We start from the raw sequence: 23785 nt of genomic DNA on the forward strand, positions 1-23785 counted from the left end.
ACTGTCCACCTGATCCCGCACGACGGCGGGCAGTTCGTACATCGGAGAGCCGCTCGTGGGTATCACTCTGCGTGACGTACTCCGTCATCATCTGGCACCCGCGGAGCCACTGGTGCTGACCGCCCACGAGTCACTCGACCAGGACGTGCGGTGGGTGCATTCGAGTGAGATCTTCGAGATCGGACCCCTGCTCTCCGGTGGCGAACTGCTCCTGACCACCGGGCTCGGACTCGCAGGCGTGGACGCGGGAACCCGGCGCCACTACATCCGTGACCTCGCCGACCGCGGCGTCGCGGCGCTCGCCGTCGAACTCGGTCGCACGTTCGAGACGATGCCCGCGGAACTGACCCAGGCCGCCTCAGCCGCGCGTCTACCGCTGATTGCCCTGCAGTCGGTGGTGCCGTTCATCGACCTGTGCCGGACCGCGAACACCGCAATAATCTCCGGCGAAGTGGCCGGGCTCCGGATGCGCGCCGACCTCGACCGCGAACTGCACACCGCCCTCGTCGCGGGCAGCAGCACCCCGGCCGTGCTCGCGCGCGTCGCCGATGCCCTGCGGTGCCCGGTGATCCTGGTCGGTCACAGCGGCGCGCTGGTGGCCGCGCACGGCGTCGACGACGACCACTCGGCGTGGGCCGCGGTCGACGCATCGACCGCCTCGGTACCCGTTCACGCCCGCGGAACCATCGTCGCAACACTGATCGCCGGTCCCGGATCCACACTCCCCACTCGCGAGCTCGTGGCGGCGCTGGACGTCGCCGCCGGCCCCGTAGCGGTCACCCTCACCTCGGCCGGATCACTCGGCGGCCTCCCCCATCGCACCGCCGCGTCGCTGGTGTCCGACCTGCTCGACGGGCGGGTCGACCGGCACGCAGACCTGGTGTCCCGCTGCGCCGCTGCCGGTTTCCGGCCGGCCGGGCGGGTCCGCATCGTCCCGATCGCCGTCGACGCCCCCACCACGAGGTTGGCATCACGCATGATCGGGGCAGCGGCCCGCACCCTCGGCTCGACCACGCTGCACGCCGAGGTGCACGCCACCACCTACGGACTGATCGCGGTACCCGCCGCCGGCGACGACCCGGTGGCGTCGATCGTCGACGCGCTGCACACCACGCGCACCGGCGAGAACTCCGCCGCGACCGTCGTCGTCGGCGATCCGGTGCGCTTCGACAGCCGCCTCCTCGGCAATGCGCTCGACCGGGTCAGGCGAACTCTCGACGTCGCGGTGGCGTTGCGCCGCAGCGGAACCGTCGGACCGGAGGGCTCGGTCACCTCGGCGCGGGCACTCGCCGGGGACCTCACGGTCGCCGGGCTCGATCCGACGGCCCGGCGGGTCCTGGTCGACTCGGCACTCGCCCCGGTCGCAGCGTGGGACCGCGACCACGGCAGCGAGCTCGTCCGCACCCTGGAGGTACACCTCCGCAACGGGTGCAGCGCCACCCGCTGCGCGGCGGCGCTGCACCTGGGACGGCAAAGCCTGTATCAACGGCTGGATCGAATCCGGTCGCTGCTCGGATTCGACTGGGACGCCGAGACGTACCCCACCCTGCTACTCGCCGCGATCGCCCATCGGCTCGAACTTGCCGACGCGGTCGGGTGACTCGGACCGGATCTTTCGAGCACACAGCGCCAGGTAGAGCACACCGGCGACGACGAACCCGATGAAGAAGGCGATGTCGCCGAACGCCGGGACCGCCCGCGCCACGAGTCCGACGAACAGGGTCTGGTTGCCGAACAGGAGCACCGACACCACGAGCGCGACGACGAAAGAGGCGAATCCGCCCCAGTTGCTGTACTTCGGGTCGTACAGCAGGTTCGCGACGGGCCGGCCCCGCCGCAGCCACTGGTCGGCGAACATCACTCCCAGCCACGGGCCGATCCAGTAGGCGACGACGAGCAGAAAGGCCTCGTACGATTCCGCGGCATCGGCCAGTGCCCACCACGCGACCAGGAATCCGACGATGCCGCAGCCGACGGTGACGAGTGCCCGCTGCAATCCGACGGAGAACCGGAAACCCATGGTCACGAATGCCATTGCGCCGGAGTACAGGTTGATGGTGTTGGCCGCGATGGCGCCGACTGCGATCGCGAGCAGCGTCAGGTTCGCCACCAGCGACGGGAGGGTGGCGGTGAACGCATCGGCAGGGTTGTCCGAAGCCGGATCGCCGATGGTCACGGATGCCGCTCCGACGGACATCAGTGCCGTGGTCGAGATGAACAGCCCGCCCGCGGCGTACAGGCCGGTCCGTACCCGCGAGACCGTCACCGGCAGGTATCGGGTGTAGTCGGCGGCGTACGGTGCCCACCCGGCGGTGTAACCGAATGCTGCTCCCACGGTGAGCAGGAAGCCGCCGACGCCCCCGCCCCCGGCGGTGGCGGGGGCACCGAGATCGGCGTCACCGAAGACGAAGACGGCCGCGACCACGAACACCACCGCCAGCACCGGCGCCACGAGCCGCTCGAATCGCTGGACGAAGTTGTGGCCGAAGAACGCGAGCACCGTCTGGATCGCGACCACGAGGAGCAGTGCCAGCACCGGTTCGACGCCGAACAGCGTGCTGAGCGCGAACGCGCCGCTGATGCTGTTCGTCGCGAACCAGCCGATCCCGCACATCACCGTCATGAACGCCGACGGAAGCATGTTCCCGCGGTACCCGAACCCCAATCGCCCCAGCACCATCTGCGGCGCGCCGTGCAGCGGACCGCGAGCAGACAGGACGAAGTGCGCTGCCGCGCCGAGCAGGTTGCCCAGAGCCATCGCCGCCAACGCCTGCCAGAAGCTCAGCCCGAAGTACAACACCGACAGCACCCCGACGAAGATGGTCGCGAACTCGAGGTTCGGTGCGGTCCAGGTCCAGAACAGACCCCGCGGGCTACCGTGCCGCTGATCGGCAGGCACCGGTTCGTTGCCGCCGGGTTCGACCGCGAGGACGCGGTCACCGTAGTCGCGGTGTGGATCCGCGTCGATGTCGTCGCCGGCGAACGGCGTCAGGTTCTGGGTCATGGCGGACACACTGCTCGTACGTGCCAGGGCCGACAACCGACAGTTCGTCCGCTCGGCACCGTCCTCGGGGCGACGAACTGTCGGGCCACCTGCGCCGCTCAGGTGAGCGCACCTCGTGCGCCGTCAGCCCGCACCGACGCTGTGCAACGCCTCACCCGGTGATCCGCCGCCCCGGCGTCGGTGATAAGCAATTGGTCATGACCTCCACCGATGCACCACGGATCGACCGGCTGATGGCGATGATGGGCGCCCACCCCGGCCCGATCGAGCCCGGACGCATCGAGTTCACGCAGGCGGTCGGCTCCCGGTTCCACGATCACCGCGGCCGGACCATCCTCGGATCGGTCGGCGTCCTCGTCGACGGTGTCCCGGGAGGAGCCGCCGGACGATCCGTCCCGCGTGGTACCCAGACGGTACTGTCGCAGATCACCGCGACTCTCGCCGCACCCCTGCCGGTCAGTGGCCCGTTGGTCGCCCGCGGACACGTCGTCCACCTCGATCTCGACAGCGGGATCGGACTCTCCGCGGGTGAGCTGACCGGCGCCGACGGGCAGCCCCACGCGGTGCTGACAGCGCGATCCGTTGTCGTCACGCGCGGCGCCACGCACGCAGACGCGGTATTCGGCGGTGACGCGCTTCCGGTACCCGAGGCCGAGGCCGGTACGGACACGGCAGAGTTCGCCGGGCTGACCGGGCTGGAGATCGTGTCCGCGATCGGAGCAGGCACCGTGGCCCGCGGACCGCTCGCGGGCCTGTTCGGTGTCGAGGCGGTTGAGGTCGAACGCGGCCGGGTGGTCTGCGAGTTCCTGCCGCAGCCGTGGATGGCGAACTACCTCGGCACCGTGCAGGGCGGCAACCTCATCTCCGTGTCCGACGTGGTCGCGGGCCTTGCCGCACAGACCCTCACCGCAGCCGGGCAGGACTACCGGTCGCTCGACCTGCGCATCGACTTCGCCCGCTCGCCCGCCCTCGACGGCGGCCCGGTCCGGGTGCGGTCCGAGGTCGTGCGGGCGGGCAGGCGACTCGCCCTGCTCGACACCGAACTCGTCGACACCTCGGGAATCCTGCTCGCACGCGCGCAGTCCAGCGTCCAGTTGTTCTGACGTCCCCGGGTCTACGCTGCGAAGGTGGGCGTCGCCCGGCGCCAGGCCGGAGGAGCGCAATGACGAATCAGCCACCGAATCCCGACGAGACACCCGAAGGTCAGCCACCGCAGTCCGGGCCGCCCGGATCCGGTCAGCCGCAATATCCGGGTTCGCCGCAGTATCCCGGTCAGCCGCAGTACCCGGGCCAACCCCAGTACCCGGGGGCGCAGCAGTACGGCCAGCCCTATCAGGGTGGTTACCCACCTCCCGGCAACCCACCAGCCGGGTATCAGTCGCAGCCGCCACGGTCGCCGAGCAACGGCGCGGGTATCGCGGCGCTGATCCTCGGCATTCTCGGTGTCCTCACCCTGTGGACGATCATCGGCGGCTTCGTGTTCGGCGTCCTCGCGATCATCCTCGGAGTCGTCGGCCGCTCCCAGTTCAAGAAACACCAGGCCACGAACGGTGGAATGTCCGTCGCAGGAATCGTTCTCGGCGTCCTCGCGCTTCTCGGGACGATCGGGTTCGTGGTGCTCGGGATCGGCTTGTTCTCGATGATCGGGGGCCGTGACTTCGTCGACTGCGTGCAGGATGCCGGCAACGACAGCGCCGCCGTCCAGCAGTGCGAGGACGAGTTCAGGCAGAACGTCGAGGACCGGTTCTCGATCACCCTCACTCCCGAACCGGCCCCGCGCTGACCCCGTTCGCTCACAGCAACCTCACTGCAAGGGTCGAGGGAGGTCACAGCGGCGAACGACAGGATCGACTCGAACAACGAGAGCGATCGGAGTGAACGTGAACAAGGATGTCGAGCAGAGTCGTGCGCGAGTCAGTCGCCGGAGGGCATTGGCGCTCGGCGGCACCGTCGGTCTGAGCGGACTCATCGCTGCCTGCGCGGGCGGCGGGTCGGACACCGCGACGACCACTGCGTCCGCCGCGTCGACGGGAACGGCAACGGCCGGGAACGACGCGCTGGCCCTCCTGGCCCGGGCGCCGCAGTGCGTGACGAGCCAGGAGGAGACGCAGGGCCCGTACTGGTTCGACGTCGACTCCATCCGCAACGACATCCGCGAGGACCGTCCCGGCACCACCTTCGAGCTGGTCCTGCGGGTGCAGGACTCCGCGACGTGCACACCGGAGGGCGGGGGCGGCATCGCGAACGCGGTCGTCGAGATCTGGCACTGCGACGCCGGCGGCGTGTACTCCGGCTTCGAATCCGGCTCGGTGGGCGCGAACGGTGGTCCGCCGTCCGGCTCCGGCGGAATGCAGCCGCCGTCGGGGATGGGTGAGCCGCCGTCGGGAATGCCGCCGTCCGGTATGGGCCAGCCGCCGGAGGGCATGGAGCCCCCGGAGGGAATGGAACCGCCGCAGGGTGGGGGCGGAGCACCCGGTGAAGGCACCGGCGAGACGTCGAACGGCTCGTACAGCGTCGGCGACACCGAGTCCACACCGACCGACGACGGCACCTACCTGCGCGGCGCGCAGACCACCGACGCGAACGGCGTCGCCACGTTCACGACGATCTTCCCGGGCTGGTACACGGGCCGCACGACGCACATCCACCTGAAGGTGCACGTCGACAAGGAGACGGTGCTGACGACGCAGCTGTTCTTCGAGGAGGACCTCGTCGGGGAGATCTACGCGACCAGCCCGTACGACGAGCACGCCGGCTGGGAGAGCAACGTCACCAACGCGACGGACAGCATCTTCGACGAGTCCGGCATGGTGACCGTCGAGAAGACCTCCGACGGCTACCGCGGCGCCATCAACATCGGCGTGTAGGCACTCCGCACCTGTGCGCGTTTTTGGTAGTCAGAGCTACCAGAAGCGCGCACAGGCGGTGTGCCGCCACAATGGAGGGATGACGCGTTCCGGAATCGACCTCACCCATCTCGACACGGGCGTCCGCGCCCAGGACGACCTGTTCGTCCACGTCAACGGCCAGTGGCTCGACAACTACGTGATTCCCGCCGACCGGGCCGTGGACGGCGCCTTCCGCACCCTCTACGACCAGGCCGAGATCGACGTGCGCGCGATCATCACCGAGGCCGCCGACACCGGCAGCGAGGACGGCAGCGCCGCGCAACAGATCGGCGACCTGTACCTGTCGTTCATGGATGCCGACGCGGTCGAGGCAGCGGGCCTGAACCCCGTCGCCGACGAACTCGCCGCCGTCGACGCCGTCACGAGCACCTCCGAGCTGGCCTCGTTGCTCGGCAACCTGCAGCGCACCGGCGTCGGAGGGCTGATCGGCAACTACGTCGACACCGACGCCAAGAACTCCGCCCGCTACCTCGTGCACCTGACGCAGTCCGGAATCAGTCTCCCCGACGAGTCGTACTACCGCGAGGACTCCTACGCCCCCATCCGGGAGGCGTTCGTGGCGCACGTCGAGGCGATGCTGACCCTCGCGGGACGCCCCGACCCGGCCGGGGCCGCGCGGCGCATCCTGGAACTCGAGACGGCGATCGCCTCCGGCCACTGGGACGTCGTCAAACGACGTGACGCCGAGCTGAGCTACAACCTCGTCACGCTGACCGACCTGGCCGCCGAGAACGCCGGATTCGGCTGGACCGAGTGGATCTCCGGCCTGGGCGGCACGCCCGAGTCGTTCGCGGAACTGGTGGTCCGGCAGCCGAGCTTCCTCACGAACCTGACCACACTGTGGACCGGTCGCCCGCTCGCCGAATGGCAGGAGTGGCTGGCGTGGAAGGTGATACACGCCCGCGCCCCCTACCTGACCGAGGCACTCGTCGCGGAGAACTTCGCCTTCTACGGCAAGACGCTGTCGGGTACCGAGGAGAACCGGGAGCGCTGGAAGCGCGCCGTGACCCTGGTTCAGGACCTGCTCGGCGAGGCCGTCGGGCAGCTGTACGTCGAGCGACACTTCCCGCCCGCCGCGAAGGCCCGCATGCAGGAATTGGTGGCGAACCTCCAGGAGGCGTACCGCCGCAACATCACCGACCTCGAGTGGATGGGGCCGGACACCCGCAAGGCCGCCCTGGCGAAGCTGGAGAAGTTCACCCCGAAGATCGGCTACCCGGACCGCTGGCGCGACTACTCCGGGCTGGCCATCGCCTCGGACGACCTCCTCGGCAACTTCCGCCGCGGCTACGCGCACGAGCACGACCGCGACCTCGCCAAGCTCGGTGGTCCCGTCGACCGCGACGAGTGGTTCATGACACCGCAGACCGTCAACGCGTACTACAACCCGGGCATGAACGAAATCGTCTTCCCCGCAGCGATTCTCCAGCCGCCGTTCTTCGACGCCGACGCAGACGACGCCGCCAACTACGGTGGCATCGGCGCCGTCATCGGCCACGAGATCGGGCACGGCTTCGACGACCAGGGCGCCAAGTACGACGGCGACGGCAACATGATCGACTGGTGGACGGACGACGACCGCACCGAGTTCGGCAAGCGCACCAAGGCACTGATCGAGCAGTACAACGAGTTCGAGCCGAAGGCTCTGCCCGGGCACACCGTGAACGGAGAGTTCACCATCGGCGAGAACATCGGCGATCTCGGTGGCCTGTCGATCGCGTTGGAGGCGTACCGAATCGCCCTCGAAGGTCAGGACGCTCCGGAGCTGGACGGCCTGACGGGGCTCCAGCGTGTGTTCTTCGGCTGGGCGCAGGTGTGGCGGACCAAGGCCCGGAACGAAGAGGCCCTGCGCCGCCTCGCCGTCGATCCGCACTCGCCGCCGGAGTTCCGGTGCAACGGTGTCGTCCGCAACCTCGACAGCTTCCACGAGGCGTTCGACGTGCAGCCGGGCGACGCCCTGTTCCTGGAGCCGGAGAAGCGCGTCAAGATCTGGTGACCTCGGTGGTGCACTGCCGCACCTGTTTCCGGCAGTGCACCACCCGCCTGGTCTAGGCTCTGGACGCCTTCACACGTTCGTAGTCGGCTCGGTTCTGCTTCTCGTACCCGAGGGCGTACTCGACGATCGCCTCCTCGAACGCCGTACCGGATCCGAGGTAGCCGGCGATGGCGACCGGGTCGCCGGTGCGGGCGTGAGCCTTGACGAGAGCGACCGCGCACATCCTCGCGTACAGCCGCATCCCGTCGGGCCGCATCGTGGCGATGTCGAAGCCGCCCTTCTTGTCCCGGAGCTGGCGAACGTAGAAGTTTCGGCCGAGCGGACCGGTTCCGGTGAACCAACCGAGGAACGGGTCGGACGCGCTCTGGATCATCCGTTGTCCGTCGACGACGCGCTGCCCCTGGTCCGGGTAGTGGTGGCCCTCCACGTAGGGCGCGAGCACCGATCGCTGCGCCTCCTTGATCTGAAGGAACAGGGGATCGTTCGCGTTGTCGCCGACGAACAGCGCCATCAGGCACATCGTCCCGACGGATCCGACGCCGACGACCTTGCGGGCGATGTCCTGGAACCGGTACCGCTGCACCAGTTGCCGCCGATCCGGAGCAAGCGTCTCGAGATAGTCCGAGTAGGCGTCCGTCAGCAGGCGGGTGGCCTCGACGTGCCGCTCGTAGGGCAGCCGCACGATCAGCGGCGGCTCCTCCTTGATCCGCCACCCGACTTCGGTCTGCTGCGCGAACCGTTTGAGTGCGCCGAGCTGGGTGCGCCGCTCGGCCTTGGCGAGCGCCGCATTCGCGACGCTGAGTCTGGACTTCTTGTACTCCCCGCGCACGGACTCCAGCGCCGCTTCGACCTCGATCCGCGCGTACCAGATGTCGAGGGCCGTCATGGTCGCCGCGCGGCGCATCAACTCGCTGTACGACTGGACGGCGGATTGGACAGCGGATCGGGCGTCGGCGACGGTGTGACCGTTGTCGAGAGCGGCGATGACGAGCGAGGCCGCGAGCCGCTTGACGTCCCATTCGAACGGTCCCCGGTGCACCTCGTCGAAGTCGTTGAGGTCGAACACGAGTCGCCGGTCGGGGGCGGCGAACAACCCGAAGTTGGCGAGGTGGGCATCACCGCAGGCTTCGACGAGCAGGTCGGTACGGGGCCCGTGCGCGAGATCCCACGCCATGATCCCGGCGGACCCGCGGAAGAACGTGAACGGCGAGACGAGCATCCGCTCGTAGCGCAGCGGAACCAGCTCCTGCACGCGCAGCGTGTTCTGCTGTTCGAGTACGACGACGGGGTCCGGGCGGTCGGCCGCCGGCTCCCACTGGGCATGGGACGTCCGGGGAACAGTCGCGCGCATGGCCTTACCGGCCTTGCGGCGCTCGTCGACGGGGACTGGATGTGCGTACGCCGGACCCACCATCGACAGAGGATACCGCCGCCGCCGCGTTCCGCGCCTGTTCGGCCACGGCGGGTCACCCGGCCAGTGCCACGCCCCCGGTCGAGATGCGCAGCGCGGTGACGAGGTCCCGGTACAGCTCGTCGGAACCCATGAGCTCGGCGTGCGTGCCACGGGCGCGGATGCGTCCGTTGTCCATCACGAGGATGGTGTCGGCGTCGATGACCGTCGAGAGCCGGTGCGCAATGGTGACGACGGCACCGGTCTGCGCCAGTTCGTTGATGACGTCCTGGATCGCGGCCTCGGTGCGGCCGTCGATCTGCGCGGTCGCCTCGTCGAGCAACAGCACCTCGGGCTGCCGCACGATCGCGCGGGCCAGTGCGATGCGCTGCCGCTGACCACCGGAGACGTTCGTCGAGGTGAGGTCGGTGTCGAGCCCGTGCTCCATCGCCCGGACCGTGTCCTCGAGGTGGACGGCGCGCAGCGCCGCCCAGATCTCGTCCTCGGTCGCTTCGGGGTAGGTGAACTGCACGTTGGAGCGGATGGTGCCCGGCACCACCGGAGTCTCCTGCTCGACGTACGCGAGCCTGGCGCGCACCTGGTCGAACGGCAGCTGACTGTACGGCGTGCCGTCGAGGAGGATCTCACCGTCGTCGGGATGGAGGAAACGCAACAGCAGGGAGAACATGGTCGTCTTGCCGGCACCCGAAGGTCCGACGATGGCGGTGTGGCCGCGTGCGGGAATCGCGAGGCTGACGCCCTGCAGGGCCGGCTCGGAGCCCGGCGCGTACCGGGCCGTGACGTCGACGAATTCCAGTACCGGAGGCCCGGATTCGGCGTCGCGGACCGGCAGCGCGACGACCACCGTGTCGCCGTCGCCGGATTCCTCGACCTCCATGTCGTGGACTTCCCGGATGCGTGCTGCTGCGGCGATGCCGGCCTGGATGGTCGCGAGGTCCGCGGCGAGCTGCGCGACCGGCGGAGCGAGCTGGAACGCGTACAGCAGGAACGCGATCAGCCCGGACACCTCGAGCGCGCCCGCGCCGACGCGCCACGCACCGAACGCGAGGCTGCCTGCGATGGCGAGTTGCATTCCACCGCTGACGACTGCCCACACCACCGCACCTCGGCGAGCCGCTCGCACACTGTGACGTCGGGACTCGCGGGCGTCGATCATGATCCGCTCGGCCTCGCGGGACTCCGCACGGGACGACTTGACGGTGCGAATCGCATGGAGCGCGCCCTCCAGTCCGCCGCCCAACTTGCCGACCGATTCCTGGGACAGCCGCTGCGACCTGCCCATCGCGGGCATCAGTACCGCAGCCGCGGTTCCGACGATCACCAGTCCACCCAGCGTGACGAGGAACAGCACCAGGTCCAGCGTGGCCATCAGGACGAGCGTGCCGACGATCGACACCGTCGCGAGGACGAGCTGGGCGAGTGCAGTGGAGGTGGCTTCTCGCAGCAGGACGGTGTCCGAGGTGACGCGGGTGACCAGTTCACCGGAGGGCCGCTTCGCGATGCTCGCGACGGTGGCACGGAAGTAGCGCCGGACCATCGACTCCCTCGCCTCGAACACGACGCGCGCGGCGAGCGCACCCATCAGATTGTGGTAGACGAAGCCGATGATGCCCGCCGCCGCGAGTACCGCTCCGAGGATCACGGCAGGCGTCACGATGCTCTCGCCGCGCGCGAGTGCGTCGAGGATGACCTTGATCAGCATCGGCATCGCGAGGCCCGCGGCGGCGAACAGGAGTCCGAGGATCATCCCGACCAGGAGCGACCAGCGGTTCGGCCGGATGAACGTCCACAGCAGCCGAGCGTTCGGCCAGGATCGCTTCGCGGATGAGTCAGACATACCCATAGTGGTACATCAGTGTCCCATTTGAGTCAACAGATGTTTCTTTTGGAACCTTTCCACTGCTAATGTGAATTCATGACGACCTCGGGAACGACCGAATCGGGCACCAAGGCCCGAACCCGGCGAGCCATTCTCGACGCCGCCGTCGACGTATTGAGCAAGAACCACGCCGCCCCGCTGAGCGAGATCGCCACCGCCGCCGACGTGGGACGCAGCACCCTGCACCGCTACTACCCGGAGCGGGGCGACCTCGTCGCAGCACTCGGCGATCACGCCCTCGACCAACTCGACGCCGCGCTCGTCCGCGCTCGCCCCACCGAGGGACCGGCGGACGCCGCCCTTCGGCGAATGAGCCACGAGTGCTTCGAAATCGGTCCTACGCTTGCACTCGTGTACGGCGACCCCCAGGTGTTGTCGAACGCGGCGTTCTGGATCCGCCTCGACAGCGCCGACCAGCCGCTCATCGACCTGCTCGAGCGTGGTTTCGCCGAGAACACCTTCACCAGCGACCTCCATGTCCGCTGGATCCGACGGATGCTGTGGTGGTGTCTACTCACCGGGTGGGAGGCGTTCAATCACGAGCAGTACTCCCGGACCGAGGCGCTCGAGGCGATCGACGAGACCGTCGCCCGTCTCACCGGCACCCGGTAGGGCCCTGCCGGGCGAGATCCGTTTCGTGCCAGCGGTTCGCACGAGGACGTTGCACTCCACGCGGAGCGCTGGCTTAATCTGAGTACGCGCGTAGTCAGAATGGGCCGCGGCGCCGGAACGGGGGGACGATGCGGAGGATCGAGACGTTGGGAGACCTGCTCTCCCCGTTGGGGAGCACGATCAACTCGGCGAACGTGGTCATGCAACTGTCGCTGGCCGGGGTCGGCCAGGGCGTCGTCGACAGCACCGTCGACACCGGGCGCGCCGACCTGCACCCGGTGAAACGGGCACGTACCACGTCGGTGTACCTCGCCGTCGCGCTGTACGGAACCGAAGCCGACCGCGCATTTGTGCACGATGCGGTTCGCGCGATCCACACCCGCGTCGTCTCGGAGCCGGAAGCCTCGGTCGCATACAGCGCCAACTCGCCGAAACTCCAACTCTGGGTGGCGGTGTGCCTGTTCAAGTACTTCGTCGACCAGTACGAGTTCCTCCACGGACCGCTCACCGACGACGAGTTCGAGCGAGTCCTGCGTGCCGGGCACACCCTCGGCACCACCCTCAACGTCCGGCCCGAGCAGTGGCCGTCGACCCGGCTCGAGTACGACGAGCAGTGGAAGATCGGCCTGGACACCATCTCCATGACCGACGAGGTCCGCGACTACCTGCGTGACCTGTGCAATCTGAAGTTCCTCGAGGTCCGCCTCGGACCCCTCGGCCGCGCAATCCATTCGGTGCTCGGCCGACGCTTCGAACTCATCACCCGCGGGGCGCTGCCGCCGGAGTTCCGCACACTCATGCACTACTCGTGGACGGATCGCGACCAACGCGCCTTCGACGCCTACCTCCGGCGGATGCGGATCCTGCATCGCCTGACGCGCCCGTTGTGGCCGTTGCCATGGCAGGTGTACCTGCTCGACATGCGACTTCGTCGCAGACTCGGCCGCCCGGTGTTCTGACGGCCCGGTCCACGGTCGGGACTCAGCGGTTCCAGTCGCCGAGGCCGTCGGTGCCGCTGAGGGTGCCACCCGAGGTGTTGACGACGATGACCGGATCGCCCTTGCGTGCGTTCTCGAAGAACCAGCGCCCGTCCTCGGTGCTCACGTTGAGGCACCCGTGGCTGACATTGGAGTATCCCTGCTGCTGCACCGACCACGGTGCCGCGTGCACGAAGATGCCGCTGTAGGAGAGGCGCGTCGCGTACTCCACGTAGGTGCGGTAGCCGTCCGGCGAATCGACCGGCACCCCGTACGTGGACGAGTCCATGTACATGTCGCGGTGCTTCTCCCCGACGATGTACGTGCCGTTCGGCGTTTCGTCCCCGGGCTTGCCGAGCGAGGTCGGCATCGTCTTCACCACCTCACCGTTGCGGGTGACGGTGATCTGCTTGGTCGCATCGTCCGCGGTCGTCACCACCGCGTCACCGATCGAGAACGCGGACCGCGAACCACCGGCCTCGACGACGACCTCGGTGTGCGCCGGCCAGAACTCTGCCGGGCGCCACCGGACCTGACTGTTGCTCGTCCAGTAGAACTGCCCGTCGACCTTCGGCGTGGTGGTGATCCGGATGGCACGTTCGGCGACCGCCCGATCGCCGATCGACTCGTCGAACGTGACGATGATCGGCTGCGCGACGCCGACCACCTCCCCTTCGGAGGGGTTGAGCCGTGGCGCGCTGAAGTTCGCGGGCCCGATGGTCGGCTCCGCCGGAGCGGGCGCAGGCAGACCGGGGATCTGCGGCAGCGTCACACCCGGCTGACCCGGGATCTCGGTCGGCAGTTCGAATGCGGGCAACTCCGGACCACCAGGGAACAGGGGAACCGCCGCGGCGGGCGCCGCGACCGCGACCGTCATCGCCGTGACACCGACCATGGTGGCAGCGAACCGCCGTCCCCGGCGACCTGCGGCGGCGTTCCGACCGAGCGAGCGTGTGCGCATTGAATCCCATCCCCGTGCAGCAGTTCACGGCTCCGCGTTGCCGGAGCGGACCCATTAACACACGGTGGGACGGCGTTTGGCGAATAAGGTGACCCGGATCCCACGTTCCCGGCGGTGCAGAACGCGGAACCCCGGAAGGTCAGCCGTCAGGCGACGCCTGCCCGCCGGGCAGCGGACCGGACCTGGAAGGCGCCGACGATGAACAGCACGCCGAACGCGAGGGCGAAGATACCGACCAGCCACATCAGACCCGTGATGCCGGAACCGGGCCAGATCACCAGGATCAGGCCGAAGATCAGCGCGATCGCGCCGGCGACCATCGCGCCGATCCACTGTCCACCGTTCGCCATCACCTGGAACGCGCCGATGATCTCGAGGATGCCGACGAGGATCGCCCAGAAGCCCATCAGGTAGGCGAACGCGAGGGCGGTGAGGTCGGGCCACACGAACAGGACGACACCGGCGGCCACCGAGACCAGAGCACCCGCCAGCCACCAGACCCAGCTCATCACGACCTTGCGGGCCTGGATCGCGCGGACCGCGGAGATGACGCCGTCGACGATCCAGAAGATGCCGACGACGACGATCAGCGCCTTGACGGTCACGTCGGGCCACACGAGCGCGACGATGCCGAAGATCACGGCGATGATGCCGCGGATCAGCAGCAGCCACCACACGTCCTTGGCGATGCGCAGAATCGCCTCGTTCGTGCCGACGGTCGGATTTTCAGTCATGGAAACCTCCGCGCGCCTGGGGGTGCACCCGCACCCGCTCATCTGCGAGCCTACTTCCGGCCACGCCGAATCGCGGCGCGAAAACGCCTACTTCCGGTCACGATCCCGGCTGGGCTGGACCCGTTTCGGCTCACCGGGCATCTTCGGGAACTGCGGCGGATACGGCAGGTCCCGCAGGCCGTCCGCGAAGTCCTGCTCCGCCCGCTCCAGCAGACCGTCGAGGGAGTGTGCGACGGCGTCGATTCCCGCGGCCGGGTCACCGCGACGCGCCAGCAGGTCGGGGACCGTCGCGATGGTGAAGTCGTCTGGTTCCACGTCGGCGAGCTCGGCCCACGTGACCGGCGTGGACACCGTCGCTCGCGGGGTCCGGCGCACCGAGTACGCCGACGCGACCGTCTTGTCCCGGGCGGTCTGGTTGTAGTCGACGAAGATCCGGGCGCCGCGCTCCTCCTTCCACCACGCGGTGGTGACACGCTCCGGCGCACGGCGCTCGAGTTCACGCGCCAGGGCGATCGCGGCGTGCCGGACGTCGATGAAATCCCACAGCGGTTCGATCCGCACGTACACGTGCACGCCCCGCCCGCCGGACGTCTTCGGATATCCGATCAGCCCGAGCTCGTCGAGCAGCGGTGCGAGCAGGTCGAGCGCGACGGCCCGCGCCTCCGCGAATCCGGTGCCGGGCTGCGGGTCGAGGTCGATGCGCAGTTCGTCGGGACGGTCGACGTCGACGGACCGCACCGTCCACGGGTGGAAGGTCACGTTGCCCATCTGCGCCGCCCACACGATGTCGGCGGGATGCCGGACCAGCAGCGCGTCCGCGGTGCGGCCGTTCGGATTCGTGACGGTGCACGTCCCGATGTGCTCGGGCCGCTTCGCGGGAATCCGCTTCTGGTACACCTCTTCTCCGTCGATCCCGTCGGGAAACCGTTGCAGGTGGGTCGGCCGGTCCCGGAGCGCGGTCATGATCCCGCCGTCACCGAACAGGGCGATGGTCCGGTAGTACTCGGCCAGATGCCGTTTCGTTCCGCCGTCGGCACCGAGCTCCGGGAACATCACCTTGTCCGGGCTCGACAGGCGGACGGCGATGCCGTCGACGTCGAGTTCGATCGCAGGCGCTTTCGCCGCCATCACTTGCCTCCCGCGAGGACGTCGGCCAGGTCGTAACGCACCGGCACCTCCAACTGGTCGTAGGTGCAACTGCTGGGCTCGCGGTCCGGACGCCAGCGCAGGAACCGGGCGGCGTGCCGCAGCCGGTCCCCTTCCATCTGGTCGTAGGCGACCTCCACCACAAGTTCCGGGTTCAGCGGTACCCACTGCCGGTCCCGGCCGGCCGCCCATCGGGTGGCCTCACCGTCGTGGACGACGTCCTCACCGACGCGGTGCCGGTCGAGGATCTCCTGCATCTCGATGCGCTTGGCCGCGGTGAAGGCCGACGCGCCACCGATCATCCGCACGTCGCCGTCGGCGTACAGACCGAGCAGCATGGATCCGATTCCCGGCTGGCTCTTGTGCGGCCGGTAGCCGATGACCACACAGTCCGCGGTGCGCGAGTGCTTGACCTTGATCATCTCTCGCTTGTTCGGGACGTACTTCCCGGCGAGCTTCTTGGCGACCACTCCGTCGAGTCCCGCGCCTTCGAAGGTGTGGAACCAGCCGGTGGCGACGTCCGCGTCGGTGGTGGCGGTGGTGACGTGGCACGACCGGCCGTCACCGGCCGTTCCGGAACCGCCGACGACGTCGAGGAGTGCGGCGCGGCGGTCCGCGAAGGGCCGGCCGGTGAGGTCGTCGTCGCCGAGAGCGAGCAGGTCGAAGCCGATCAGCTGCGAGGGGGTCTGCTCGGCGAGCAACGCGACCCGGCTCGCGGCCGGGTGGATGCGTTCGGACAGCGCTTCCCAGTCCAGACGCGTGCGACCTCCGGTTTCCCGTGGAACCACGAGTTCGCCGTCGAGGACGCACCGCTCGGGGAGCTCCACGCGAACGGCGTCGAGCATCTCCGGGAAGTAGCGGCCGAGGTCCTTGCCGCTGCGTGAGCCGAGGACCACCTCGTCACCGTCACGAAAGACGATGGCGCGGAACCCGTCCCACTTGGGCTCGTACGACCACACGGCGCCCTCGCCGGGCGGCTGCTCCGGAACGCCGGCGGCGGCCTTCGCGAGCATCGGTTGCAGGGGCGGGCTCAGGGGGAGGTCCACTCCCCCATCCTGACCCACCCCGAGACCGTTGGCGAGGTGGCGCGCGGTCGTCCGGAGTCACGGGGCGAGGCGGTCACGCCGGGTCGAGGCGGAAACCCAACTTCACCGTCACCTGCACGTGGGCGACCTTCCCGTCCACGATGTGCCCTCGGGTTCCGACCACCTCGAACCACTCCAGGTTGCGGACCGTCTCGCTCGCTCGCGCGACCGCCTGCGCGATGGCGTCGTCGACGCCCTTCGCCGACGACCCGACGACCTCGGTGACGGAGTACACGTGATCGCTCATCGGTCTTCCTCACTCTCGGTGATGCCAGACCGTTTCAGCGTAGGCCCGGACCTCTTGCCGAACAGCCCGAACGTGTGGTCAAGTTCCGGGCGACAATGCGCAAAACACCAACATGAGGGGGACACCCGTGGAGAAGCTGAAGAACTACGGACTGCTGGTCAAGTACCTGGTCAGCACTCAGTGGAAGAAGATCACCGGTAAGGGTCAGCAGCAGGGCTAGTGCGCCTCCGGCGCCTGTGAGTGGTCTTCGCCCTGCGCGGGCGAACATCACGCACAGGCGCAGCAGCGCCTCACAACCAGCCGCGACGTTTGAAGATCGTGTACAGGCCCACACAGATCAGGGCCATCAGACCGAGCGCGAACGGATAGCCGCCCGCCCAGTGCAGTTCCGGCATGTTGTCGAAGTTCATGCCGTACACGGTGCCGATGAGCGTGGGCGCGAACAGGATCGCCGCCCACGCGGACACCTTCTTGATCTCCTCGTTCTGCGCGTAGCTCGCCTGGGTCAGCGCCGACATCTCCTCGTTCTGCGTCTGCGAGACCAGCGTCGCGTTGACGGTGAGGATGTTGCCGAGCAGCTGCCGGAAGCCGTCCGCCCGCTCGACGACCGTCGTCGCATGGTCGGTGACGTCACGGAGGTAGCGCTGCAGTTCCTCGTCCGTCTTGTACTTCTCGAATCCGGCCGACAGCCCGGACAGCATGCCGAGCAGCGGCTTGGTCGCGCGCTGGAACTCGATGACCTCACGGGTGAGCTCGTAGATGCGCCGCGAGACCTTGGGGTCGCCGCTGAACACCTCGGTCTCGATCTCGTCGATGTCGTTCTGCAGTCCCGCGACGACGGGTGCGTATCCGTCGACAACGGCGTCGAGAATCGCGTAGAGCACCGCTTCCGGGCCCAGTCGCAGCAGCTCTGGATCGTTCTCCATGCGGGTGCGGACGGCGGAGAGATCAGGCGACTCGCTGTGCCGCACCGTCAGCACGAACGTCGGTCCACAGAAGACGTGCAGCTCACCGAAGTCGACGCGCTCGGTCTCGTCGACGTACCGCGCAGCGCGGAGCACAACGAACAGGGTGTCGCCGTAGCGTTCGAGCTTGGGGCGCTGATGCGCGACGATCGCGTCCTCGACGGCGAGTTCGTGCAGTTCGAACTGCTCGGCCGCGGCGAGCAGTTGCTCCTCGGAGGGCCGGTACAGCCCGATCCACGCCATCGACGAGGCATCGGGCAGGCTGCGCAGCGCCTCGGAGAGGTTGGACGGCGTCTCGATCCGCACGCCGTCCCGGTAGACGGCGCTGTTGACGACACTCGCTTCGATGGGCACCGTCACGGGCCGCGACGGCGGCGTCGGATGCGGAGCCATCGAGTGCTCGGGCACGAGCGAGTCACGCGTCGGGTCGGCGGCGCGGCGGGGCAGCAGAGGGCGGAGGGATCGCATGTCACGCATGGTGATGACGGCTTTCGCGGAGGTCGGTAACACGGACGGCCCATGACGAGAAGGGCGGTGTGGTTGACGCGAAATCGCCGCTGCGGGAGAGGAGGAAACTGCCTGGTTCAGCGACGACTTCGGCAGATACTCGGAGGTTGACTCGTCATTGCAAGCCTCACCTCCTCGTGTCACGCTCCGACTGCGACAGACGCATTCGGCGCTCCTGAATCCTCGGGTACCCTACCGCGGCGCCACACGCGCCACCAATCAGACAAATCACGCCCACCGTCCCAGCATGCGGAACAGTTCGATCCACCGCGCAGCGAGTCACGAGGACTCGCCGGGCGAGAAACGGATCGATCGACCTGTCCGCGCGGTCAACAGTCAGCTATTCGAATGGACCCTCCGGAATTCTCGGCCATTCTGGACGCTTGACCTACTCGTTCCCACTACGCTTCGGCGATGACTTCCACCATCAACACGCAGGGCGGTCTCGCACGTCTTGCCACTGTCATTGGCGGCGCGGTCGTGGCGATGTTCCTGGCAGTCTCTGCCGTGCTGATGCCTGCGTCCGCGCACGCGGACCCCACCGTGATCCAGTACTCCGCCGACAATTCCACCTGGGGCGGCATGGAGCAGATCCCGGCGCTGTCCGGCGAACTGATCCCCGGCTCCGAATCCACCAGCACCTTCTGGGCAAAGAACACGACCACCCAGGGTGGACGCCTCCAGGTGTACCTCGGCAACTGGACCACCTCCGCGAACATGCAGGCCTACGTTCGAGCCGAGATCAACGACGAGACCGGCACGACAGTCGCCCTGGTCAACGATGTCGCCGCACCCGGCACCGAACTCAAGAGCATCCACCTGAACCCGGGCGAGACGGCCAAGGTCCTCCTCGTGGTCGGCATGCCCCTCGACGCCGGCAACGAGTCGCAGAACGGCACCGTCGATCCCGACTTCGCGCTCGACTTCGAACTGGACCCGGCGGCGGCCGCGACCACCACCGCGATCACGGGTGTCACGTCCGCGACCGTCGGAACTCCGGTCGACCTGACCGCCACCGTCACGCCTGCGGGCGCGACCGGCACCGTGCAGTTCAAGGACGGTGCCACCGACCTCGGCGGACCCGTCACGGTGACCGCGGGTGTCGCGACGTACAGCCACACCTTCACCGCCGCGGGCGTGCACGACATCACGGCCGTCTACTCGGGCGACTCCGGGTTCGCGACGTCGACGTCGGTCGCCCACCAGGTGACGGTGACCGATCCGGTGAAGGTCGCCACCAGCATCGCGATCTCCGGCGGAAGTGCCGTCAACAACGGCACCAACATCCAGCTGACCGCGACAGTCGTCCCGAACGCCGCCACCGGCTCTGTCCAGTTCACCGACAACGGCGTCAACCTCGGCGCCCCGGTCCCGCTGGTGAACGGCACGGCGACAGTCAACCGGTCCTTCGGCGTCGACGGTGAGCACCTCATCGTCGCGAACTACCTCGGAAGCGCGACCCACGCGGCGTCGACCTCCGCCCCGCACACGGTGACGGTGTCGAGCGTGACGCCCGAGCCCGGTGGCACCGGATCGGCAGGCTCGACCGGCTCCTGAGCGGCCGGCCTGCGTACCTGACGCTCGAAGGCCCCCAACCCATTTCCCGGGCTGGGGGCCTTTCGCTGTCCTGATCGCCGCCGAGCCCGCCCCCGTACAGCTTCCCGAACAACCCATCCGGTCCGCCTGAGCGACCGAAGGCGTCATTCGGAAGGAACGCGCGAGGGGTGACCTTGCCAGTCCGGCACACAGGTACTCAACGCCGAACTCCTGTGTGCCCACCGCAGAGCGGGTGTGCACACAGGAGTTCGCTGCCTTCAGGTGGGGCGTGATTCCGCTCAGTACGGGCGGTGGTGTCCTTCGATCCGGGGCATCACGATCGTGTCCGCATCGTCCGCCGGGTACCGGTCCTCCTCCGCCGTACCCACGGCGGGATCGTCCTTCCGACGAGAGCGCTCCCGGTACGCGCCGACGAACATCGCGCCGGCATACACGAACAGTCCACCGACAACGACGGACACCATGACTGCGCGCTGCTGACCGGTCACGACGTTGTTGACGTAGCCGAGGTACGGGACGCTGTACCAGACCTTTCCCCGGATCTGCTCCACCACAACGGGATTCTTGTCACGGGAGGGATTCGCGTCACCCTGGGTGACGAAGGTGCGCACGCCCTTCGAGTTCTGTCGCGACTCGATGATCCGGTGGGTCACCACCTCGGGGTCGCCGGACTCCTTCTGGAACGTGATCGCGTCCCCGACGCCGAGGGTCTCCGGATCCTGCGGCTTCACCACGATCAGCGTCCCCGGTGGATAGGTGGGACGCATCGAACCGGTGAGCACGGTGTAGGGCGTCGATCCCGTCAGACGAGGCACGACGATCGTCAGGGCCAGGATCGACAGCACCGCCAGGAGCGCGAACCAGGAGACGATGCTCTTGACCCACCCCCACACGCCGAGATCGGGGGTGTCGCCTCGCACCGTGTCACTCATCGAATCTCACTTCACTGCTGGGACCGCGCCGAGAAGGTGAACGTCGCGGTGGTGCTCTGACTCGGTGGCGCTGCCGCCCCGACGGTACCCCTCAGGCACAGCACTTCGGTGGCACCCGGCGGCACCGTCCGCTCGGCGAAGCTCGCGCCGATCAGTGCGCCTGCGTAGAGCTGGGTGGCGCCGGTCGGATTGCCGCTCGCCGGGCAACTCGACTCGGACGCGACGGTCGAGGCCGTGAGATCCAGCGGCACAGCAGGGTTCGACTGCGTTCCGTTCAGCAGCCGGTACGTCATCGGAACGTTGCCGGAGTTGTAGACCGTCACCGGGGCCTGCGCGTAGCCGCCGGGGAGCAGGTTCGCGCCGGCGAGCGCGGTGAACGGATAGGAGCTCAGCCCCTCGCCACCGACCGACAGGTCGAGAATGCCCGAGCGGATGGTGCCTGCGTCGACGGACTGGGACTGCGTCCACAGGGCTCCGGTCTGCTGTGCGGAAAGCAAACCGACCCCGACGACGGCGGCGCCACCGACGAGCAACCAGCGAGTCTTGTTCGACATGGTGACTACACCTGCTTCAGGGAGATCGTGAAGTTGGACAGGTCCAGTTGCGCGGTCTGTGCCACCGCACCGGCCGTGGCCGGATCGAACGTGAACACGACCTTGACGTCGACCGTCTTGCCGTTGTGCGCCGGGGTCACCACGGCGCCACCGGTGTTCGACGGCAGGGACACCCCATTGGTGGTCGCGGTGACCGTGGTCGCCATGGCGGCCTTGAGGGCCGGATCCCCGGTGATGGCACCGCTGTCGGCACCGAGGTTCGCCACCAGATTGGTGCCCCTGGCCGTGACGACGAACCTGGCGGTGTAGGTGACGACGTCACCGGGAACGGCACGATAGCTGGCGACGTCGATCGCGCCGTGCTGGTCGGTCCATGCCGGGGCGCCGGACGCGGCCAACGCGAGACTGCCCGCGCCGACACTGCCGCCGACTCCGCTGCCACCACCGTTGAACGCGGCCATGGTGCCCGCACCGCCGGCGAGCAGGACCGTCGCGGCACCCGCCGCGATCGCGCCCTTGATCTTCGAGTTCATCTGTTGGTCAGCTTTCGTCGGACCCCGTGCGGGGCAGAGGAATACGACAGCATCCGCGCAACCCCCTAGTTGGTGACGAGTACGGCGATCTCGGCGGGGACGTCGCCCGACGACGGATCCACGGTCGTCGCGGAGCCGGAGGCCGCATCGACAAGAGTCAGCGTGTCGCCGTCGATGATCCACAGCTGGTCCGCACCGGACGCCCACTGCGCGATCGCCTTCCTGCCGACGGTTCCGCTGTACACCTGGGAACCAGACTTGTCGGTGATCGTCGCGGTCGTGCCGTTCACCGTCGCGGTGTACCGGCCCGACGTGGAGACGTTGGAGATCGCCAGGTCACCGGACGGCGCCGAGACCGCAGGTGCGTCATCGGTCGTGGTGACGGGCGGCGTGGTGGTGGGCTCGGCGGTGGTCGTGGTGATGACCGCTGCTGTCGAAGTGGATTCGACGGGTGTCGACGTTGGCGCGGTCGTGGACGGTGCGGTCGTTACCGGTGCCGCGCTGGTCATCTCGGTCGTCGGCTCGACCGTGGTCGACGGTGCAGGCACGGTGGTCGCGGCGACAGCCTCGGGCGAGGGCATCCGCATCGCCGCCATGCTCGTCTCGGCGGTCACGCCGAGGGACTGCGGGTTCTCGCCGCTCGGGTTGGGGACGTTCGACTCGCCACCGGAGCAGTAGGTGTCCCAGATCGTCGATGTCCATACACCCTGACCTCGCCACCCGGTCGACACGTTCGGCCCGTTCTTGGTGTGCACCTCAAGAATCCAGCCCTTGGCTGTGTCGTCGAAGTTGACCTGCTTGGAGGTCGCCGTTCCGACGTCGTAGGTCGTCTTGACCTCGTTCGGATTGTTGTCGCGGCGCACCTTGACCACGTACTGATAGGGCACGCCGAGTGGCGTGTTACCGAGGCTGGTCCACGAGATCTTCGCGTCCCGGAATCCGGCGGAGCCGACGTTGCTGCAACTCGTGCTCGTGACCACCGGCGTCGGGTAGAAGTTCGCGTTCGCCGTGAACGAGCTGCCCGCAACCGCCGTGTCCGTGAACGCTGCGCTGGTGCCGACGGCTGTCGCACCGAGCGCGGTTACGCCAACCGCGCCGAGCACCATCAAGGTGCGTGCAGGCAGGAAGCGCCGGATCGTGAAGTCGGCGGTCCGAAGCTGCTCGGTCGGGCCGTCGAAGCCGCTGTGGGCGTATGCAACCGGCTGCTCGACAGCCTCGGGACGGTCAGGGGTTCCGCCCTGATTCGAGTCCGTGTCGTCATCGTCGGTGCGCTTCGACGCCGGGCCGAATGCCAGCACCATGAGCCCGCCGACGAATGCGCCACCGAGGAAGATCGCGGTGGGTGAGGACAACCACGACACGGCGTAGCCGAGCCCTGGCACGCTGGCGAACACGCGGTCGGCCTCGGTCACCGTGTACGGGGTGATGTCGGCGTCCTTGTTGGCGTCGCCCTTGAGGATCAGCACCGCTCCGGCGCCGTCCGCGGCGACGACATCCTGGATCCGGTGGGTGATGCGGGTGCCCTGCTCGTTCTCGACACTGACCACGTCACCCACGGCGAGGTCGGCCGCAGGCATCGCCTTCGACAGCGCGAGGGCGCCGGTCGGGATGTCCGGGGACATCGAACCCGAACGGAAGACGAGCGGCTTGATGCCGAACAGGAAGGACGCGGCGGCGGCGAGCACGCAGATCAGGCCGGCGACGGCGCCGACATTGAGGGCGATCTCACGACCGCGTGAGCGGCCCGACGTGGGGGCGTTCTCGTGAATTGGCATG

21 protein-coding genes are annotated in these 23785 nt (G+C 68.3%); 8 read left to right on the top strand and 13 right to left on the bottom strand.

The window, feature by feature from the left end; all coding sequences use genetic code 11:
• Nucleotides 1-55 precede the first annotated feature (55 nt).
• Nucleotides 56-1600, top strand: coding sequence for a helix-turn-helix domain-containing protein (locus tag ACFSJG_RS20000; RefSeq protein ID WP_378486987.1), 1545 nt, complete (start codon nucleotides 56-58; stop codon nucleotides 1598-1600).
• Here ACFSJG_RS20000 and ACFSJG_RS20005 read toward each other — a convergent pair.
• A complete protein-coding gene (locus tag ACFSJG_RS20005; RefSeq protein WP_378486988.1) occupies nucleotides 1550-3004 on the bottom strand; it encodes a purine-cytosine permease family protein in 1455 nt (484 codons plus the stop codon). The genes ACFSJG_RS20000 and ACFSJG_RS20005 overlap by 51 nt on opposite strands.
• 197 nt (nucleotides 3005-3201) lie before the next feature.
• Between ACFSJG_RS20005 and ACFSJG_RS20010 the strand changes: the two genes are divergently transcribed.
• From ACFSJG_RS20010 to ACFSJG_RS20025, 4 genes are all read left to right on the top strand, one after another.
• Nucleotides 3202-4107 (top strand): PaaI family thioesterase, encoded by a 906-nt coding sequence (locus tag ACFSJG_RS20010; protein WP_378486989.1) that lies wholly within the window; start codon nucleotides 3202-3204, stop codon nucleotides 4105-4107.
• Between the two features lie 59 nt (nucleotides 4108-4166).
• The gene (locus tag ACFSJG_RS20015; RefSeq protein ID WP_378486990.1) at nucleotides 4167-4787 is read left to right on the top strand and encodes a DUF4190 domain-containing protein; all 621 of its coding nucleotides are present in this window, start codon (nucleotides 4167-4169) and stop codon (nucleotides 4785-4787) included.
• Nucleotides 4788-4884: 97 nt separating this feature from the next.
• Complete coding sequence (locus tag ACFSJG_RS20020) at nucleotides 4885-5871, top strand: peptidase associated/transthyretin-like domain-containing protein (RefSeq protein ID WP_378486991.1); 987 nt, start codon at nucleotides 4885-4887, stop codon at nucleotides 5869-5871.
• Between the two features lie 79 nt (nucleotides 5872-5950).
• On the top strand, nucleotides 5951-7909 hold the full coding sequence (locus ACFSJG_RS20025) for a M13 family metallopeptidase (protein WP_378486992.1): 1959 nt from the start codon (nucleotides 5951-5953) through the stop codon (nucleotides 7907-7909).
• Between the two features lie 52 nt (nucleotides 7910-7961).
• Here the strand turns inward: ACFSJG_RS20025 and ACFSJG_RS20030 are convergent, their stop codons facing one another.
• Nucleotides 7962-9323, bottom strand: a complete 1362-nt coding sequence (locus tag ACFSJG_RS20030; RefSeq protein WP_378486993.1) for a DUF2252 domain-containing protein — start codon at nucleotides 9321-9323, stop codon at nucleotides 7962-7964.
• Between the two features lie 52 nt (nucleotides 9324-9375).
• Nucleotides 9376-11157 (bottom strand): ABC transporter ATP-binding protein, encoded by a 1782-nt coding sequence (locus tag ACFSJG_RS20035; protein ID WP_378486994.1) that lies wholly within the window; start codon nucleotides 11155-11157, stop codon nucleotides 9376-9378.
• A 78-nt stretch (nucleotides 11158-11235) separates the two neighbouring features.
• Between ACFSJG_RS20035 and ACFSJG_RS20040 the strand changes: the two genes are divergently transcribed.
• Together ACFSJG_RS20040 and ACFSJG_RS20045 are read left to right on the top strand one after the other, a co-directional pair.
• On the top strand, nucleotides 11236-11811 hold the full coding sequence (locus tag ACFSJG_RS20040) for a TetR/AcrR family transcriptional regulator (RefSeq protein ID WP_378486995.1): 576 nt from the start codon (nucleotides 11236-11238) through the stop codon (nucleotides 11809-11811).
• A gap of 128 nt (nucleotides 11812-11939) precedes the next feature.
• On the top strand, nucleotides 11940-12770 hold the full coding sequence (locus ACFSJG_RS20045) for an oxygenase MpaB family protein (protein WP_378486996.1): 831 nt from the start codon (nucleotides 11940-11942) through the stop codon (nucleotides 12768-12770).
• Between the two features lie 22 nt (nucleotides 12771-12792).
• On the opposite strand, the gene ACFSJG_RS20050 is transcribed toward ACFSJG_RS20045, so the two are convergent.
• The 6 genes from ACFSJG_RS20050 to ACFSJG_RS20075 form a co-directional block, all read right to left on the bottom strand.
• Nucleotides 12793-13683, bottom strand: a complete 891-nt coding sequence (locus tag ACFSJG_RS20050; protein WP_378486997.1) for a L,D-transpeptidase — start codon at nucleotides 13681-13683, stop codon at nucleotides 12793-12795.
• A gap of 212 nt (nucleotides 13684-13895) precedes the next feature.
• Nucleotides 13896-14483, bottom strand: a complete 588-nt coding sequence (locus tag ACFSJG_RS20055; RefSeq protein WP_378486998.1) for an HdeD family acid-resistance protein — start codon at nucleotides 14481-14483, stop codon at nucleotides 13896-13898.
• A gap of 87 nt (nucleotides 14484-14570) precedes the next feature.
• Nucleotides 14571-15611, bottom strand: coding sequence for a non-homologous end-joining DNA ligase (gene ligD, locus ACFSJG_RS20060; protein ID WP_378486999.1), 1041 nt, complete (start codon nucleotides 15609-15611; stop codon nucleotides 14571-14573).
• Entirely contained in the window at nucleotides 15611-16675 is a 1065-nt protein-coding gene (locus ACFSJG_RS20065) for an ATP-dependent DNA ligase (protein ID WP_378487000.1), read from the bottom strand. Before ACFSJG_RS20065 ends, ligD begins: the two co-directional genes overlap by 1 nt.
• Nucleotides 16676-16748: 73 nt before the next feature.
• Entirely contained in the window at nucleotides 16749-16961 is a 213-nt protein-coding gene (locus tag ACFSJG_RS20070; protein WP_378487001.1) for a dodecin, read from the bottom strand.
• A gap of 290 nt (nucleotides 16962-17251) precedes the next feature.
• Complete coding sequence (locus ACFSJG_RS20075; RefSeq protein WP_378487002.1) at nucleotides 17252-18403, bottom strand: magnesium and cobalt transport protein CorA; 1152 nt, start codon at nucleotides 18401-18403, stop codon at nucleotides 17252-17254.
• A gap of 444 nt (nucleotides 18404-18847) precedes the next feature.
• Between ACFSJG_RS20075 and ACFSJG_RS20080 the strand changes: the two genes are divergently transcribed.
• Nucleotides 18848-19990 carry an Ig-like domain-containing protein gene (locus ACFSJG_RS20080; protein ID WP_378487003.1) on the top strand — a complete coding sequence of 381 codons (1143 nt, stop codon included), beginning with the start codon at nucleotides 18848-18850 and terminating at the stop codon, nucleotides 19988-19990.
• A gap of 278 nt (nucleotides 19991-20268) precedes the next feature.
• Here ACFSJG_RS20080 and ACFSJG_RS20085 read toward each other — a convergent pair whose 3' ends face one another.
• The 4 genes from ACFSJG_RS20085 to ACFSJG_RS20100 all read right to left on the bottom strand — a co-directional run bounded on the left by ACFSJG_RS20085 (nucleotide 20269) and on the right by ACFSJG_RS20100 (nucleotide 23784).
• Entirely contained in the window at nucleotides 20269-20922 is a 654-nt protein-coding gene (locus ACFSJG_RS20085) for a signal peptidase I (RefSeq protein WP_378487004.1), read from the bottom strand.
• Between the two features lie 11 nt (nucleotides 20923-20933).
• Nucleotides 20934-21476 (bottom strand): hypothetical protein, encoded by a 543-nt coding sequence (locus tag ACFSJG_RS20090; RefSeq protein WP_378487005.1) that lies wholly within the window; start codon nucleotides 21474-21476, stop codon nucleotides 20934-20936.
• A gap of 5 nt (nucleotides 21477-21481) precedes the next feature.
• The gene (locus tag ACFSJG_RS20095; protein WP_378487006.1) at nucleotides 21482-22009 is read right to left on the bottom strand and encodes an alternate-type signal peptide domain-containing protein; all 528 of its coding nucleotides are present in this window, start codon (nucleotides 22007-22009) and stop codon (nucleotides 21482-21484) included.
• A 65-nt stretch (nucleotides 22010-22074) separates the two neighbouring features.
• On the bottom strand, nucleotides 22075-23784 hold the full coding sequence (locus ACFSJG_RS20100) for a S24/S26 family peptidase (RefSeq protein WP_378487007.1): 1710 nt from the start codon (nucleotides 23782-23784) through the stop codon (nucleotides 22075-22077).
• Nucleotide 23785 lies beyond the last annotated feature (1 nt).

This window comes from Rhodococcus gannanensis (genome assembly GCF_042681175.1).
Lineage (GTDB): Bacteria > Actinomycetota > Actinomycetes > Mycobacteriales > Mycobacteriaceae > Rhodococcus_G > Rhodococcus_G gannanensis.

Bases quoted from the DNA above. Each gene is read 5' to 3' on its own strand.
- ACFSJG_RS20030 (WP_378486993.1), bottom strand. From the start codon at position 9,323: ATGGTGGGTCCGGCGTACGCACATCCAGTCCCCGTCGACGAGCGCCGC.
- ACFSJG_RS20070 (WP_378487001.1), bottom strand. From the start codon at position 16,961: ATGAGCGATCACGTGTACTCCGTCACCGAGGTCGTCGGGTCGTCGGCG.
- ACFSJG_RS20040 (WP_378486995.1), top strand. From the start codon at position 11,236: ATGACGACCTCGGGAACGACCGAATCGGGCACCAAGGCCCGAACCCGG.
- ACFSJG_RS20075 (WP_378487002.1), bottom strand. From the start codon at position 18,403: ATGCGTGACATGCGATCCCTCCGCCCTCTGCTGCCCCGCCGCGCCGCC.
- ACFSJG_RS20080 (WP_378487003.1), top strand. From the start codon at position 18,848: ATGACTTCCACCATCAACACGCAGGGCGGTCTCGCACGTCTTGCCACT.
- ACFSJG_RS20100 (WP_378487007.1), bottom strand. From the start codon at position 23,784: ATGCCAATTCACGAGAACGCCCCCACGTCGGGCCGCTCACGCGGTCGT.
- ACFSJG_RS20010 (WP_378486989.1), top strand. From the start codon at position 3,202: ATGACCTCCACCGATGCACCACGGATCGACCGGCTGATGGCGATGATG.
- ACFSJG_RS20015 (WP_378486990.1), top strand. From the start codon at position 4,167: ATGACGAATCAGCCACCGAATCCCGACGAGACACCCGAAGGTCAGCCA.
- ACFSJG_RS20035 (WP_378486994.1), bottom strand. From the start codon at position 11,157: ATGTCTGACTCATCCGCGAAGCGATCCTGGCCGAACGCTCGGCTGCTG.
- ACFSJG_RS20005 (WP_378486988.1), bottom strand. From the start codon at position 3,004: ATGACCCAGAACCTGACGCCGTTCGCCGGCGACGACATCGACGCGGAT.
- ACFSJG_RS20050 (WP_378486997.1), bottom strand. From the start codon at position 13,683: ATGGTCGGTGTCACGGCGATGACGGTCGCGGTCGCGGCGCCCGCCGCG.
- ACFSJG_RS20095 (WP_378487006.1), bottom strand. From the start codon at position 22,009: ATGAACTCGAAGATCAAGGGCGCGATCGCGGCGGGTGCCGCGACGGTC.
- ligD (WP_378486999.1), bottom strand. From the start codon at position 15,611: ATGGCGGCGAAAGCGCCTGCGATCGAACTCGACGTCGACGGCATCGCC.
- ACFSJG_RS20045 (WP_378486996.1), top strand. From the start codon at position 11,940: ATGCGGAGGATCGAGACGTTGGGAGACCTGCTCTCCCCGTTGGGGAGC.
- ACFSJG_RS20090 (WP_378487005.1), bottom strand. From the start codon at position 21,476: ATGTCGAACAAGACTCGCTGGTTGCTCGTCGGTGGCGCCGCCGTCGTC.
- ACFSJG_RS20085 (WP_378487004.1), bottom strand. From the start codon at position 20,922: ATGAGTGACACGGTGCGAGGCGACACCCCCGATCTCGGCGTGTGGGGG.
- ACFSJG_RS20025 (WP_378486992.1), top strand. From the start codon at position 5,951: ATGACGCGTTCCGGAATCGACCTCACCCATCTCGACACGGGCGTCCGC.
- ACFSJG_RS20055 (WP_378486998.1), bottom strand. From the start codon at position 14,483: ATGACTGAAAATCCGACCGTCGGCACGAACGAGGCGATTCTGCGCATC.